12 protein-coding genes are annotated in these 13,981 nt (G+C 74.1%); 9 read left to right on the plus strand and 3 right to left on the minus strand.

Annotation, left to right across the window (positions count from 1 at the left end; genetic code table 11):
* Positions 1-501 precede the first annotated feature (501 nt).
* A complete protein-coding gene (locus ACZ7MY_RS33915) occupies positions 502-1,026 on the minus strand; it encodes a PadR family transcriptional regulator (protein WP_499607647.1) in 525 nt (174 codons plus the stop codon).
* A gap of 108 nt (positions 1,027-1,134) precedes the next feature.
* Here ACZ7MY_RS33915 and ACZ7MY_RS33920 point away from each other — a divergent pair, with 108 nt between their 5' ends.
* Positions 1,135-2,535: an MATE family efflux transporter gene (locus ACZ7MY_RS33920; protein ID WP_499607649.1), complete on the plus strand. Its 1,401-nt coding sequence runs from the start codon at positions 1,135-1,137 to the stop codon at positions 2,533-2,535.
* Here the strand turns inward: ACZ7MY_RS33920 and ACZ7MY_RS33925 are convergent.
* Positions 2,417-3,667, minus strand: a complete 1,251-nt coding sequence (locus tag ACZ7MY_RS33925; RefSeq protein WP_499607653.1) for a glycosyltransferase 87 family protein — start codon at positions 3,665-3,667, stop codon at positions 2,417-2,419. The two genes, ACZ7MY_RS33920 and ACZ7MY_RS33925, sit on opposite strands and share 119 nt — an antisense overlap.
* A 134-nt stretch (positions 3,668-3,801) precedes the next feature.
* Here ACZ7MY_RS33925 and ACZ7MY_RS33930 point away from each other — a divergent pair, with 134 nt between their 5' ends.
* Complete coding sequence (locus ACZ7MY_RS33930; protein WP_499607655.1) at positions 3,802-4,932, plus strand: glycosyltransferase family 4 protein; 1,131 nt, start codon at positions 3,802-3,804, stop codon at positions 4,930-4,932.
* Positions 4,933-5,004: 72 nt separating this feature from the next.
* Positions 5,005-6,627, plus strand: coding sequence for a GMC oxidoreductase (locus ACZ7MY_RS33935; RefSeq protein WP_499607658.1), 1,623 nt, complete (start codon positions 5,005-5,007; stop codon positions 6,625-6,627).
* 81 nt (positions 6,628-6,708) lie between these two features.
* On the opposite strand, the gene ACZ7MY_RS33940 is transcribed toward ACZ7MY_RS33935, so the two are convergent.
* Positions 6,709-8,505, minus strand: a complete 1,797-nt coding sequence (locus ACZ7MY_RS33940) for an AMP-dependent synthetase/ligase (protein WP_499607661.1) — start codon at positions 8,503-8,505, stop codon at positions 6,709-6,711.
* A 283-nt stretch (positions 8,506-8,788) separates the two neighbouring features.
* On the opposite strand from ACZ7MY_RS33940, the gene ACZ7MY_RS33945 reads away from it, so the two are divergent.
* From ACZ7MY_RS33945 to ACZ7MY_RS33970, 6 genes are all read left to right on the plus strand, one after another.
* Positions 8,789-9,556, plus strand: coding sequence for a metallophosphoesterase family protein (locus ACZ7MY_RS33945; protein ID WP_499607663.1), 768 nt, complete (start codon positions 8,789-8,791; stop codon positions 9,554-9,556).
* 96 nt (positions 9,557-9,652) lie between these two features.
* Complete coding sequence (locus tag ACZ7MY_RS33950; RefSeq protein ID WP_499607665.1) at positions 9,653-10,096, plus strand: SRPBCC family protein; 444 nt, start codon at positions 9,653-9,655, stop codon at positions 10,094-10,096.
* Positions 10,097-10,106: 10 nt separating this feature from the next.
* On the plus strand, positions 10,107-11,336 hold the full coding sequence (locus tag ACZ7MY_RS33955; protein WP_499607668.1) for an ArsA family ATPase: 1,230 nt from the start codon (positions 10,107-10,109) through the stop codon (positions 11,334-11,336).
* A 67-nt stretch (positions 11,337-11,403) separates the two neighbouring features.
* A complete protein-coding gene (locus ACZ7MY_RS33960; protein ID WP_499607671.1) occupies positions 11,404-11,805 on the plus strand; it encodes a DUF5304 family protein in 402 nt (133 codons plus the stop codon).
* 105 nt (positions 11,806-11,910) lie between these two features.
* Complete coding sequence (locus ACZ7MY_RS33965) at positions 11,911-12,852, plus strand: ROK family glucokinase (protein ID WP_499607674.1); 942 nt, start codon at positions 11,911-11,913, stop codon at positions 12,850-12,852.
* A 361-nt stretch (positions 12,853-13,213) separates the two neighbouring features.
* The gene (locus ACZ7MY_RS33970; RefSeq protein WP_499607677.1) at positions 13,214-13,978 is read left to right on the plus strand and encodes an endonuclease/exonuclease/phosphatase family protein; all 765 of its coding nucleotides are present in this window, start codon (positions 13,214-13,216) and stop codon (positions 13,976-13,978) included.
* Positions 13,979-13,981: the final 3 nt, after the last annotated feature.

The raw sequence follows: 13,981 nt of genomic DNA on the forward strand, positions 1-13,981 counted from the left end.
TCCTCCACACCTACAACCACCACCGCTGCCACACCGCACTCGGAGGCAAGCCCCCGATCAGCCGCGTCAACAACGCTGCGGGTCAATACACCTAGCCCGCGCGCCCTTCCGGCCGTTCGGCCTCGGGCGGGGGTGCGGACGGCGGTGCGTGCCGCCTCCGTGGCACGGAGCGCGGGCCGGACCCGGGGGCACACTTCCCGTCCGTCCCCGGGGTCGCGGCGGTCCGCGTACGGGGTATGACGACCACGCGGGCGCTCGCGGCCCGTCCGCGACCGGCGTTCGCGCCCGCGCGCCCGGCTCCCGCGGGGCCGCGGGGCTTCCTCCTGCGCGCACGAGGCCGGTGCGGGCCCGTCGTGAGCCGTGCACGCCGCGGTTCGGCGCGCGGGCCGGAGCCGCAGGCCCGGTGGCCCGACCCGCCGCGCTCGCGTGTCCGGCTGTTGTGGGCCCGAGCGCAGGCCGTGCGGCCCGCCCGGGCGCGCCCGGACACGCGCGGCCCCGCGCTCAGGCGGCGAGGTCCGCCAGGGCCTCCGCGAGCCATTCGCGCTCGGCGCGACCCGTCGCGCGGGCGATGCGGAGCATGCCCTGGCGGAAGGGGTCGGCGGTCTCCTCGGCGCGCACGGGTCTGCCGCGGTCGTAGAAGAAGCTGGCCGGGGTCTCCAGGAACTCCAGGCGGCGCCGCAGCACCGCGGCCTGGGCCGCGGCGTCGGGGAGGTGCCTCAGGAAGGCCAGTACGGCGAAGAAGCGGGTGGCGTCGGTGATCTCGATCGGCTTGGGGTCGCGGAGCCGGGCGAGCAGCCGTGTGCGCCCCACGTCGGTCAGCGAGAGCACGCGGCGGGGCGCGGCGCCGACGCCGGGCTCGGTGTGCTGGCTGACCAGACCGGCCGCGGTGAGGCGGCTGATGGCCGGGTAGAGGGCGCCGTCGCTGACCGGCCGGACGTGGCCGTTGAGTGCGGCGATGCGCTCCTTGAGCTCGTAGCCGTGCAGGGATTCCTCGTACAGGAAGCCCAGGATCGTGAGCTCCAGCACCGTTCGCCACCTTTCCCGGTCATGCGGTCTGACTTGTCCGTCCGGGCCCATGATGATACCTCTAAGCGCGGTACCTCGAAACGAGGTACGACCTTGGGGAGGGGACCCATGACGCACCGCACCCGGCTGGCCGCGCTGGCCGGCCCGGTCTACCTGGAACTGCTCGCCAGCGTCGTCGCCGGGATCATCGACGTGCTGTGGGTGGCCCGGCTCGGCGGCGGGGGAGCGGCCGTCGCGGCCGTGGCGGTGGCCACGAACACCGAGAACGTGCTGCTCGGGATCGTGCTGACGGCCGCGCAGGGGACGACGGTGCTGGTCTCCCGGGCCGCCGGGGCGCGGGACCCGGCGGCCGTCCGGGCGGCGGTGCGCGGCGGCTGGGCGCTGTGCGCGCTGCTGATCCCGCCCGTGGCCGTCGGCGGATTCCTGTGCCGGGAGCCGCTGGCGGCCCTGCTGCTCGGCGGGCACGGCGACCCGGCGTCGGTCCGCCTGGCGGCGGCGTACTTCGCGGTCTCGCTCCCGGGCACGGCGGTGTTCTACGCCCAGAACACCCTGGACGGCGTCTTCAAGGGCGCCGGCGACACCCGCACCCCGATGCGGCTCGCCCTGCTGGCGAACGGGCTGATCCTCGTCCTCGACCCGTTCCTGATCCACGCCCTCGGGGTGCGGGGCGCGGCCGTGGCGACCGTCGCGGGCCGGAGCGTGGCCCTGGCCGCCGGGCTGGCGCTGCTGCGCCGCGACCCCCTGCTGCGGCGGGCCGCGACCGTACCGCCCGCCGAGCCCGTGGCGGCCGCGCTGCGCCGTACCGCCGCGACGGGGGCACCGATGGCGGCGGACTTCCTCGTGCGGATGGCCGGCACGCTGACCCTGGTGGCGATCGTGGCCCGGCTGGGCGTCGCCCAGGTGGCGGCGTACGGGATCGCGACGAAGGCGGTGTACGTCGCGACGATGGGCTTCTACGCCGTGCGCCAGGCCGCCTCCATCCACACGGCGTACCACCTCGGCGCGGGACGCGACGAACGGCGCGCGATCGGCCGCCAGGCACTGCTGCTCGGGGCCGGTCTCGGACTCGCCGCCGCGGCCTTGCTGCTGCCCGCCGCGCCCTGGGTCATGGCCGCCTTCGGCGCCGAACCCGAGGTGGCCGCGGCCGGGACGGTGTTCCTGCGCACCCTGGGCCCGTACCTGGTGCTGCTGGCCTGCTTCATCGCCCTGGGCGGCGTCTTCCAGGGCGGCGGCGGGGCCGCGCTGCTCGTCCGGGTGACCCTGGCCGGCACCGCGGTGCAGCTGCCGCTGGCCTACCTGCTGGCCGGCCCGGCCGGGCTGGGGCTGACGGGCGTCGGCGTTGCGCTGGCCGTCGCCGCCGGGCTGCAGTGCCTGGCCGTGACGGCGGCCTTCACCAGGTCAGCAGCTTCTCGGCGTCCTGGCCGGGCTCCGGCAGACGCGTCCCGGGCGCCGTGCGCGGCCTCTCCGGCAGACGCGCCGAGTCCACCCACAGCCGGCGGCAGGCGATGACCGAGGCGGCGACCAGCAGCCCGTTGCGGAGCAGCAGCAGCGTGATGCCGAGGTCGGTGCTGCCGACGACGTCGCCGAAGCGCACCGGGAACTCGTACAGGGTGAACACCGTCGCCACCAGCACCAGGGCCGCGGGCACCGCCATCACGCTGGCCCGCAGCGTGAGGCAGACGGCCGCCAGCCCGATCAGCCAGATCATGTACTGGGGGCTGATCACCCGGCTGGTCGTGGTGAAGAGCAGCACCGCGGTGAACGCCGCGTCGAAGGGCGTGTGCGCGTCGAACGTACGCGCCCGCAGCCGCCACAGCAGCAGCCAGGCGAAGGCGGTCACGGTCAGCCCCAGCGCGATGTCGCTCACCAGGCCCACGTGGGGCCCGAGGAACTCCATGGAGCCGTAGTTGAGCAGCACCTGCCCCTGCCAGCCGTGGTGCCGGGCGATGTGGAAGACGAGGGAGCCCAGGGACTCCACCTCGGTGCCCCGCTCGCCCTGGAAGCGCAGGAAGGCGAAGGCCCCGGGCGTCCACAGCCAGAAGCCCAGGGCGAGGACGCCCGCCCCGGCCACCGCGGCCGCCCAGATCCGGCGGTCGCGGACCCCGGCCAGCAGCAGCACCGGCCAGACCTTGAGCATCGCGCCGAACGCGATCAGCGCGCCCGCGACCCGGGGCCGGCGCACCGTCGCCAGCAGCGCGGCCACGGCGACGGCGGTGACCATGACGTCGTAGCGCGCGTACGCGGTGGGCCCCAGCAGCGGCACGCCCAGCACCCACACGTACGCCCCGGCCACCCGCCGCCCCTCGCCGCGCGAACCGCGCAGCAGCAGCGCGAAGGCGACCAGGTCGGCGGCGCAGGCGAGCCAGAAGAAGGCGGTCGCGTAGTCGAGGAAGGGCAGCACCGCGGGGGAGAGCACCGCGAGCGCGGCGGCCGGCGGGTACTGCCAGGTGACGTCGTGCTGGGGGAAGGACCCGGTCCGCAGGACCTCGTACCAGCCGTGGTAGATCACCGAGACGTCGGTCGTCACGTCCAGCGGGGACAGGCTCAGCACCTTGAAGACGTAGAGCAGCAGGAAGACCCTGGTGGCCACCCAGGCGAGGACCGGCCCGACCGGGAGCCGCTTGCCGCTGTCGCCTGCCATGTCCACCTCGTCGAATCGGTTCTGCTGTGATGATGCACGATGCCGGTCGCACCCGTGGACAGGCGTGTGGAGCTTAGACGCGCGGGGGACCGCGATCGGTTGCCGCGGACCCCACCGGATACCCTCGGCGACGTATGGACAAGACCCTGATCGTCACCAACGACTTCCCGCCACGCCCCGGTGGCATCCAGGCGTTCGTGCACAGCATGGCGCTGCGCCTCGATCCCGGCCGGGTGGTGGTGTACGCGTCGACCTGGCGGGACGGCTCCGAGGTCGCCGCGTTCGACGCCGAGCAGCCCTTCCCGGTCGTACGTGATCGTACGACGATGTTGCTGCCGACCCCGAGGGTGACCCGGCGGGCCGCCGGGCTCCTTCGCGAGCACGGGTGCACGTCGGTGTGGTTCGGGGCGGCGGCCCCGCTCGGGCTGATGGCGCCCGCGCTGCGCAAGGCGGGGGCGCGGCGGCTGGTGGCGACCACCCACGGGCACGAGGCGGGGTGGGCGCAGTTGCCGGCCAGCCGCACGCTGCTGCGGCGGATCGGCGAGGGCACCGACACCATCACCTACCTGGGCGAGTACACCCGGTCGCGGATCGCCCGGGCGCTGACACCCGAGGCCGCCGGGCGCATGGTGCAGCTGCCGCCGGGCGTGGACGAGAAGACCTTCCACCCGGCGTCCGGCGGCGCGGCCGTACGGGCCCGGCTGGGGCTCACCGACCGGCCGGTCGTCGTCTGCGTCTCCCGCCTGGTGCCGCGCAAGGGCCAGGACACCCTGATCGAGGCGATGCCGCTGATCCTGGCCGCGCAGCCGGACGCCGTCCTGCTGGTCGTGGGCGGCGGCCCGTACGCGGACGACCTGAAGCGGCTCGCCGGGCGGACCGGGGTGGCGGATTCGGTGCGTTTCACCGGAGCCGTGCCGTGGGCGGAGCTGCCCGCGCACTTCGGCGCCGGCGACGTCTTCGCCATGCCGTGCCGCACGCGCCGCGGCGGGCTGGACGTCGAGGGGCTCGGCATCGTCTACCTGGAGGCCTCGGCCACCGGGCTGCCGGTCGTCGCGGGCGACTCCGGCGGGGCGCCGGACGCGGTGCTGGACGGCGAGACCGGCTGGGTGGTGCGCGGCGGGGAGCCGGCGGAGGCCGCCGAGCGGATCCTGGCGCTGCTGGGCGACGCGGAGCTGCGGCGCCGGATGGGCGAGCGCGGGCGCAAGTGGGTCGAGGACGCCTGGCGGTGGGATCTGCTCGCCGACCGGCTCAAGGCCCTCTTGTAGAGGACCGCGAGCCGTAGAAGACCATGAGCGCGCGGTATGGGCGGAACCAGCTGTTCCGCCCATGATGCGCCCATGACAGCAAACCTGACGCGCCGTCAGATGCTGGGCATGGCAGCCCTGCAGACGGCATCCGTGATGGGACTCACCCGCATCGGGCTCTCCTCGGCCGCCGCGGCGGACCGGGAACCGGCCGGACACGTACCGGCCGTCGTCGTCGGCTCCGGCTACGGAGGCGCGGTCGCGGCGTTACGCCTGGCCGAGGCGGGCGTGGACACCTTCGTACTGGAGATGGGGCGGGCGTGGGACACGCCGTCCCCCACCGACGGCAAGGTCTTCTGCGACACCGCTTCGCCGGACCGGCGCTCCATGTGGTTCCGCACCCGCACCGCGGCCCCCCTCGCCACCTTCCTCTGGCTCGACGTGGTCAACAAGGACATCACCCCGTACCCCGGCGTCCTGGACCGCGTCGACCACCCCGGCATGTCCGTCTACGTCGGCCGCGGGGTCGGCGGCGGTTCCCTCGTCAACGGCGGCATGGCCGTCACGCCGGACCGCGGCTACTTCCGCGAGGTGTTCCCGCAGGTCGACGCCGACGCCATGTACGGCACCTGGTTCCCGCTGGCCAACCGCATGCTCGGCGTCAACACCGTCGCGCCCGACTGGTTCGAGGGCACCGAGTGGTACCGGTTCACCCGCGTCGCGCGCGCCCAGGCCGCCAGGGCCGGGCTCGCCACCACCTTCGTGCCCAACGTCTACGACTTCGCGTACATGCGGCGCGAGGCCGCGGGCACCGCCACGAAGTCCGCCCTGGCCCAGGAGGTCATCTACGGCAACAACTTCGGCAAGCGCAGCCTCGACCGGACGTACCTGGCCGCCGCCCTCGGCACCGGCAGGGTCACCATCGAGACGCTCAGCCGCGTCAGGGCGATCCGCCGCGACCCCGACGGCGGTTACGTGCTCACGGTCGAGCAGAGCGACCTCACCGGCGCCGTCGTCGCCACCTGCGAGATCGGCTGCGGGGCCCTCTTCCTCGCGGCCGGCAGCCTCGGCACCACCGAACTGCTGCTGCGCGCCCGGGACACGGGCGCCCTGCCCGACCTCAGCCCCGCCGTCGGCAAGGGCTGGGCGGGCAACGGCAACATCATGCTCGGCCGCGCCAACCACGTGTGGAACCCCACCGGCGCCCACCAGTCGACCATCCCCGTGATGGGCATCGACGACCGGAACAACGCCGCCAACCCGGTGTTCGCCGAGATCGCCCCGCTCCCCATCGGCCTGGAGACGTGGATCAGCCTCTACCTCGCGATCACCAGGAACCCCGAGCGCGGCAGCTTCGTCTACGACCCGGCCACCGACGCCGCCGTGCTCGACTGGACGCGCTCCCAGAACCAGCCCTCGGTCGCCGCCGCGAAGAACCTCTTCGATCGCGTCAACCGGGCCAACGCCACCATCTACCGGTACGACCTGTTCGGCGGCAACCGCGTCTTCGCCGACGACTTCTGCTACCACCCGCTCGGCGGCTGCGTCCTCGGCAGCGCCACCGACGCCTACGGCCGCGCGAACGGCTACGACCGCCTGTACGTCGTCGACGGCTCGCTCGTCCCCGGCTCCATCGGGGTCAACCCGTTCGTCACCATCACCGCCCTGGCCGAACGCACCATGGCCCGGGTCCTGGCCCAGGACGGCATCACCTAGGGCCCGGGAACGCCGGTGGCCGCCGTACGCGCGAGGCGTACGACGGCCACCGTCAGCAGCAGCGGGGTCGCCGGCGGGGGCTCACCCGCCGTAGATCGCGGCGATCTCGTCCGCGAAGTCGCGCAGCACCACGTTGCGCTTGAGCTTCAGCGAGGGCGTCACGTGGCCGGACTCCTCCGTGAACTGCGCGGCCAGGACGCGGAACTTCTTCACCGCCTCCGCCTTGGACACCGCGGCGTTGCCGTCGTCGATCGCCGACTGCACCTCGGCCAGCAGCTCCGGGTCCTCGCGCAACTCCTCGACGCCGCGGCCGGACTTGCCGTGCTGCTCGGCCCAGCGGGGCAGGAACTCCTCGTCCAGGGTTACGAGCGCGCCGATGAAGGGCTTGCCGTCGCCGACCACCATGCACTCGGCGACCAGCGCGTGGGCGCGGATCCGGTCCTCGATCACCGCCGGGGCGACGTTCTTGCCGCCCGCGGTGACGATGATCTCCTTCTTGCGGCCGGTGATGGAGATGTAGCCGTCCTCGTCGAGCGTCCCGATGTCGCCGGTGTGGAACCAGCCGTCGGTGACGGCCTCGGCGGTGGCCGCCTCGTTGTTCCAGTAGCCGGAGAACAGGTGCTCGCCGTGGAGCAGGACCTCGCCGTCGTCGGCGATGCGGACCGTGGAGCCCGGCAGCGGCTGGCCGACCGTGCCGATCTTGGTGCGGTCCCAGGGGTTGAAGGCGGTGGCCGCGCAGGACTCGGTCAGGCCGTAGCCCTCCAGCACCGTGAAGCCGATGCCGCGGTAGAAGTGGCCCAGCCGCTCGCCCAGCGGCGCCCCGCCGGAGATCGAGTACTCGGCGCGGCCGCCGAGCACGGCGCGCAGCTTGCTGTAGACCAGCCGGTCGAAGACCTTGTGCTGGAACTTCAGGCCCAGCGAGGGACCGCTCGCCGAGTCCACCGCGCGGCTGTACGCGATCGCCACGTCGGTGGCCCTGTCGAAGATCTTCCCCTTGCCGCCGGCCTGCGCCTGGGCGCGGGCGGCGTTGTAGACCTTCTCGAAGACCCGCGGCACGCCCAGCAGCAGCGTCGGCCGGAAGGCGGCCAGTTCGCCGGTGAGGTTCTTGACGTCGCCGACGTGCCCGAGCTTGATCGGCGCCATGACGGCGGCGACCTCGACCAGCCGGCCGAAGACGTGCGCGAGCGGCAGGAAGAGCAGGATCGAGGAGTCACCGGTGCGGAAGAGCGGCTTCAGGCGCTCCACGACGTTGCCGCACTCGGCGAAGAACGCGCGGTGCGTGAGCACACAGCCCTTGGGGCGCCCGGTGGTGCCCGAGGTGTAGACGATGGTGGCCGGGGAGTCCGCCTTGGCCCAGGCGCCGCGCTCGTCCGCCGTCGCGTCCGCGACGTCCGTGCCCGCCGCGCCGAGGGTCTCGACCGCGCCCGCCTCGATCCGCCACACGTGCTTCAGCTGCGGCAGCCGGTCGCGCACCGACTCCACGGCCTTCTCGTGGCCCTCGGTCTCCACGACGGCCGCGACGGCGCCGGAGTCACCGAGGATCCACTCGATCTGCTCGGCGGAGGAGGTCTCGTATACCGGGACGGTGACCGCGCCCGCGCTCCAGACGGCGAAGTCGAAGAGCGTCCACTCGTACCGGGTGCGGGAGATCAGGGCCACCCGGTCGCCGGGCTGGACGCCCGAGGCGATCAGGCCCTTGGCGGCGGCACGGACCTCGGCGAGGAAGGCGGTGGCGGTGACGTCCGCCCAGTCGCCCGCCGCGGTCTTCCGGGCGATGACGGCGACCTCGGGGTGCTGAGCGGCGTTGCGGCGGATGAGATCCGTCAGGTTCCCGTCGGCCGGGACCTCGTAGAGAGCCGGAAGGCTGAACTCGCGCAAACTGCTGCTCCTCATCGGCGCCGGCGGCGGTGCTGGCTGCGTCCACTGCATGGTTGAGCGTGGAACGGACGGCCTGGACGTTACCCACCGGTAAAGCTTCTGCGGTAGGGGGTGCCGTGTAGATGTTTTGTGTGTCACATCGTCGTCACACGCCGGATTCCCACCGCGGCACAGTGCGGATCCACTGGTCGGAAGCCTAGTCGAGCCCCCCTGTGACCCGCAGGTAACCGAGGCCCCGGTGCGCCCTCCCCACGCCCGCCCGGGGCGTCCTAGAGTGATCGTCATGCGGGTCCATGTCGTCAGTGACGTCCACGGTGCCTCCGAGGCCCTCGCCAAGGCCGGCGACGGCGCCGACGCGCTGATCTGCCTGGGCGACCTGATCCTCTTCCTCGACTACGCCGACCACTCCCGCGGCATCTTCCCCGACCTCTTCGGCGCCGAGAACGCCTCCCGGATGGTCGGGCTGCGCACCGCGCTGCGCTGGGACGAGGCCCGCGCCCTCGACCGCGAACTGTGGGCCGGGCTCGGCACCGACCGGCGCACCGCCATCGAGTCCGCCGTACGCCGGCAGTACGCCGAACTGTTCGCCGCCTTCCCCACCCCCACGTACGCCACCTACGGCAACGTCGACATCCCCGCGCTCTGGCCGGAGTACGCCGGGCCCGGCACCACGGTGCTCGACGGCACCACCACCGAGATCGGCGGCCTGGTCTTCGGCTTCGTCGGCGGCGGGCTGCGCACCCCCTACCGCACCCCGTACGAGATCGACGACGAGACGTACGCCGCCAAGGTGGAGGCCCTCGGCGAGGTCGACGTGCTGTGCTCGCACATCCCGCCCGCCGTCCCCGAGCTCTGCTACGACACCGTCGCCCGCCGCCTCGAACGCGGCAGCGAGGCGCTGCTCGACGCGATCCGCCGGACGCGGCCGAAGTACGCGCTCTTCGGCCACGTCCACCAGCCGCTCGTGCGGCGGATGCGCCTGGGGACGACCGAATGCGTCAACGTCGGCCACTTCAACTCCACCCGAACGCCGTGGGCGCTGCGGTGGTGAGCGCCCCGGCGGTCTCCGGGCGCGCGACCAAGCGGTAGCCTTCACCAGCAGACATACGACAGCAGTACGACGCGACGTCCCGGAGGGGCCACGGCGATGGCGGAACACACCAGGTCGAGCATCACGATCGACGCGGCCCCGGCCGATGTCATGGGCGTCATCGCGGACTTCGCCCGGTACCCGGAGTGGACCGGCGAGGTGAAGGAGGCCGAGATCCTCTCCGCCGGCGGCGACGGCCGTGCCGAGCAGGTCAGGCTCCTCCTGGACGCGGGCGCGATCAAGGACGACCACACCCTCGCCTACACCTGGGCCGGCGACAGCGAGGTCCGCTGGACCCTGGTCAAGTCCCAGATGCTGCGCACCCTCGACGGTGCCTACGTCCTGGTCCCGCTGGAGGACGGCAAGCGCACCGAGGTCACCTACCAGCTGACCGTCGACGTCAAGATCCCCATGCTCGGCATGATCAAGCGCAAGGCCGAGAAGGTCATCATCGACCGCGCCCTCGCCGGCCTGAAGAAGCGCGTCGAGTCCCAGGGCTGACGGGGCTGACGTGCGGACGCTGCTGGTCACCGGCATGGGCGGCGCCGGGCGCACGACGGTCGCCGCCGCCACGGCCGTGGCCGCGAGCTCGCCCGGGCGGCGCGTGCTGCTGCTCTCCGCCGACCGCGACGCCTCCCTGGACAGGGTGCTGGGCCCGGCGCCCGCGCCGGCCCGGGACGGCGGTGCGCGGCCGGACGGTGCGGCCTCCCCGTCCATCGCCCCGGTCCCGTCCGTACCGGGCCTGTGGGCCGCCCGCGTCGACGCGGCCGCCGCCTTCCGGGCCGACGCCGGCGCCGTACAGCAACGCCTGGGCTCCCTGCTCGACCTGCTCGGCGCGGCCCCGCTGGACCCCGAGGAACTCACCGAACTCCCCGGCGCCGACGCCTTCGCGCTGCTGCGCGCCCTGCGGGACACCGCCGGCGGCTGGGACCTCGTGGTCGTCGACCTGCCGCCGGTCCACGACGCCCTCGCCGCGCTCGCGCTGCCCGAGCAACTGCGCCGCTACATCGCCCGGCTGATCCCCCGGGAACGGCAGGCCGCCCGCGCCCTGCGCCCCGTCCTCGCCCAGCTCGCCGGCGTGCCCGCGCCCGGTGCCTGGGCCTACGAGGCCGCCGCCCGAGCCGACCGGGAACTGGCCACCGCCCAGGCCGTGATCGAGGACGCCGCCACGACCGTCCGGCTGGTCGTGGCCCCCGGCACGTACGCCGCCGACGCCGTGCGCCGGGCCCGCGCCGGACTGGCCCTGTACGGTCACCGCCTCGAGGCCGTGGTCGCCAACCGGCTGCTGCCCGACGGTTCCCCCGACCCCTGGCTGGCCGAACTGGCGGGCCACCGCCGCAAGGAAGTGCGGGCCCTGCGCGCGGAACTCGCCGGCACCCCCACCGCGCTGCACGAACTGCCCCACCTCGGACGCGAACCCCGCGGCCCCGAGGACCTCGCCCGGCTCGCCGCCGAGCCGCCCGCCGACGCGCCCGAGGGGCCCGCCGCGCCGCCGTGGACCACCGAGGACCGGCTCGCCTCCGAGGGCCACTTCCTCTGGCGGCTGCCGCTGCCCGGCGCGACACGCGACACCGTCGACCTGGTACGGCGCGGCGACGAACTCGTCGTCGACGCCGAGGGATACCGCCGCATCCTCCCGCTGCCCTCCGCGCTGCGCCGCTGCAGCGTGGCCGGTGCGGCGCTCCGCGACGGCGCGCTGCAGGTCCGGTTCGCACCGGATCCCGGTCTTTGGCCCCGCTGAGCGCTGAAAGCGCCGCCTCCGTTCGGGTAACGTCGTGGGTACGAAGCCGGAGCCTTACGGAGCCACCATGAGCGAATCCACGGACCGCGCGGGCCGCCCCGAGACCGATTCCGACGCCTGGGCCAAGGCGAGCGCGGAAGACATCGCCGCCGAGAACGCCCGGCGGCGGCAGCAGAGCGGCCAGACCCCCGGCAGCGCCGGCGAGGAGCTGCGGCGTCTCGCGGAAGCCGTCACCGACCGGTTGTCCATGCTCCGCGGCCCCGCCGCGGAGATGGCCGCCCAGGGACTGATCTCCCAGGTCAAACAGGCCGTCGAACCCATCGTCGAGCGCAACCCGGAGGTCTTCGACCACCTCGCCGCCGCGGGCGCCGAACTCCTGGCCGCCTACCGTGCCGCGGTGAGCGGGCAGGAACGCCGCTGGACCTCCGGCGGGGACACCCCGCCGAGCGAACGCATCGACCTCGACTGAACGGCGCGACACGGACCCGGCACGGAACATCGGGCCCGAACAGGGCGCAGGTCGCCCTCCGGTACGGTTGGACGCAGCGGGGCTCGACCGAATACTGAGGGATACATGGGACTCACCATCGGCGTCGACATCGGCGGCACGAAGATCGCGGCCGGCGTGGTCGACGAGGAAGGCGCGATTCTCGAGATCGTCAAGGTGCCGACCCCGCAGACCTCCGAGGGCGTCGTCGACGCCATCGCGACAGCGGTGCACGACGTCAGCGCCAACCACACGGTCGAGGCCGTCGGCATCGGTGCCGCCGGCTACGTCGACGACAAGCGCGCCACCGTGCTCTTCGCGCCCAACATCCGGTGGCGCCACGAGCCGCTGAAGGACAAGGTCGAGCAACGCGTCGGCCTGCCCGTCGTCGTCGAGAACGACGCCAACGCCGCTGCCTGGGGCGAGTACCGCTTCGGCGCGGGCCAGGGCCACGACGACGTCATCTGCATCACCCTGGGCACCGGGCTCGGCGGCGGCATCATCATCGGCAACAAGCTGCGCCGCGGCCGCTTCGGCGTGGCCGGCGAGTTCGGCCACATCCGCATGGTGCCGGACGGTCTGCTGTGCGGCTGCGGCAGCCAGGGCTGCTGGGAGCAGTACGCCTCCGGCCGGGCGCTGGTGCGCTACGCCAAGCAGCGGGCCGTCGCCCAGCCGGAGAACGCCGCGCTGCTGCTGTCGCTCGGCGACGGGACGCCCGAGGGCATCCAGGGCCAGCACATCAGCCGGGCCGCGCGCGACGGGGACAAGGTCGCCGTCGACTCCTTCCGTGAGCTGGCCCGCTGGGCCGGTGCCGGTCTGGCCGACCTGGCCTCGCTCTTCGACCCCTCCGCCTTCATCGTCGGCGGCGGCGTCTCGGACGAGGGCGAACTGGTCCTGGAGCCCATCCGGAAGTCCTTCCGCCGCTGGCTGGTGGGCGGTCAGTACCGGCCGCACGCCCAGGTCCTCGCCGCGCAGCTCGGCGGCAAGGCCGGCCTCGTCGGCGCGGCCGACCTCGCCCGCCAGGGCTAGCCCCGGCGGTCACCGCACGGCATCCGGTGCCCCCGTCGCTCCCACCCGGGAGCGACGGGGGCACCCGCCTTTCCGGGCGACGCGGGGTGCGCCGCCGCGCGTGCCCGGCCCGGGCCGCGCCGTGCTCCGCGGCGGCCTCGCTCTGCGGCGGTCTCCGCCGAACTCCTCCTGCGCCGAGGCCGAGGTGGCGATCCCGCGGACCTCCGACGGAGCCGTCGAGGCCGTCGTGACAGCGGCGCACGACGTCAGCGCCCACCACACGCACGCCGGTTCCCGTCGCCGGGACCGGGCGCCCGCGCAGGCCCTGCCCGTCCGGCCGTCCCGCCGTCGCGGGCGACCGGGGCGCCGCTACAGTGAGCCCGTGAGCGAGGGCCCGCTGCCGGAGTTGCCGGCGTCCCGTACGGAGCCGGACGGCTCCGCCGTCGTCCGCGTGCTGAGCTACAACATCCGCTCGATGCGGGACGACCCCGCCGCGCTCGCCCGGGTGATCCGCGCCTGCGACCCCGACCTGGCACTGATCCAGGAGGCCCCGCGCTTCTTCCGCTGGCGCAAGGCCGTCGCCCGCCTCGCCCGCGCCTCGGGCCTGGTCCCCGTCACCGGCGGGGCCACCGCCACCGGCCCCCTCGTGCTGTCCTCGCTGCGGGTGCACGTGGAACGCGCCGAGGACGTGCTGCTGCCCCGCACCCCCGGCCTGCACCGGCGCGGCTTCGCCACCGCCGTCGTGCGCGTCGGGGGCGCCCGGCTGTCCGTCGTCAGCTGCCACCTCTCGCTCCAGGCCCGCGAACGCTACGACCAGGGCGGCATGCTGCTGGACCGGCTCGCCGCGATGGGCGAGCCCCACGCGGTCGTCGGCGGCGACCTCAACGACCGCCCCCACGGCCGGACCTTCCGCCGGCTCGCCGACGACCTGCAGGACGCCTGGGCGGTCCGGCCCTGGGGCGGCGAGTACACCTCCACGCCCGAGGACCCGCACCAGCGGATCGACGCGATCCTCACGACCCCGGGCATCGAGGTCCTCGGCTGCGGCGTCCCGCACGGCCTGCCCGGCGTCACCCCGCACGACCTGAGGACGGCCACGGACCACTTCCCGGTCCTGGCCGCCCTCAGGGTGCCGGCGTCCGCCTGACGG

The organism is Streptomyces sp. NPDC111520, assembly GCF_055635295.1.

What these genes read in the sequence shown, in the direction of transcription:
- ACZ7MY_RS33920 (WP_499607649.1), top strand. Translation starts at nt 1,135, where the DNA reads ATGACGCACCGCACCCGGCTGGCCGCGCTGGCCGGCCCGGTCTACCTG.
- ACZ7MY_RS33950 (WP_499607665.1), top strand. Translation starts at nt 9,653, where the DNA reads ATGGCGGAACACACCAGGTCGAGCATCACGATCGACGCGGCCCCGGCC.
- ACZ7MY_RS33925 (WP_499607653.1), bottom strand. Translation starts at nt 3,667, where the DNA reads ATGGCAGGCGACAGCGGCAAGCGGCTCCCGGTCGGGCCGGTCCTCGCC.
- ACZ7MY_RS33935 (WP_499607658.1), top strand. Translation starts at nt 5,005, where the DNA reads ATGACAGCAAACCTGACGCGCCGTCAGATGCTGGGCATGGCAGCCCTG.
- ACZ7MY_RS33960 (WP_499607671.1), top strand. Translation starts at nt 11,404, where the DNA reads ATGAGCGAATCCACGGACCGCGCGGGCCGCCCCGAGACCGATTCCGAC.
- ACZ7MY_RS33965 (WP_499607674.1), top strand. Translation starts at nt 11,911, where the DNA reads ATGGGACTCACCATCGGCGTCGACATCGGCGGCACGAAGATCGCGGCC.
- ACZ7MY_RS33945 (WP_499607663.1), top strand. Translation starts at nt 8,789, where the DNA reads ATGCGGGTCCATGTCGTCAGTGACGTCCACGGTGCCTCCGAGGCCCTC.
- ACZ7MY_RS33930 (WP_499607655.1), top strand. Translation starts at nt 3,802, where the DNA reads ATGGACAAGACCCTGATCGTCACCAACGACTTCCCGCCACGCCCCGGT.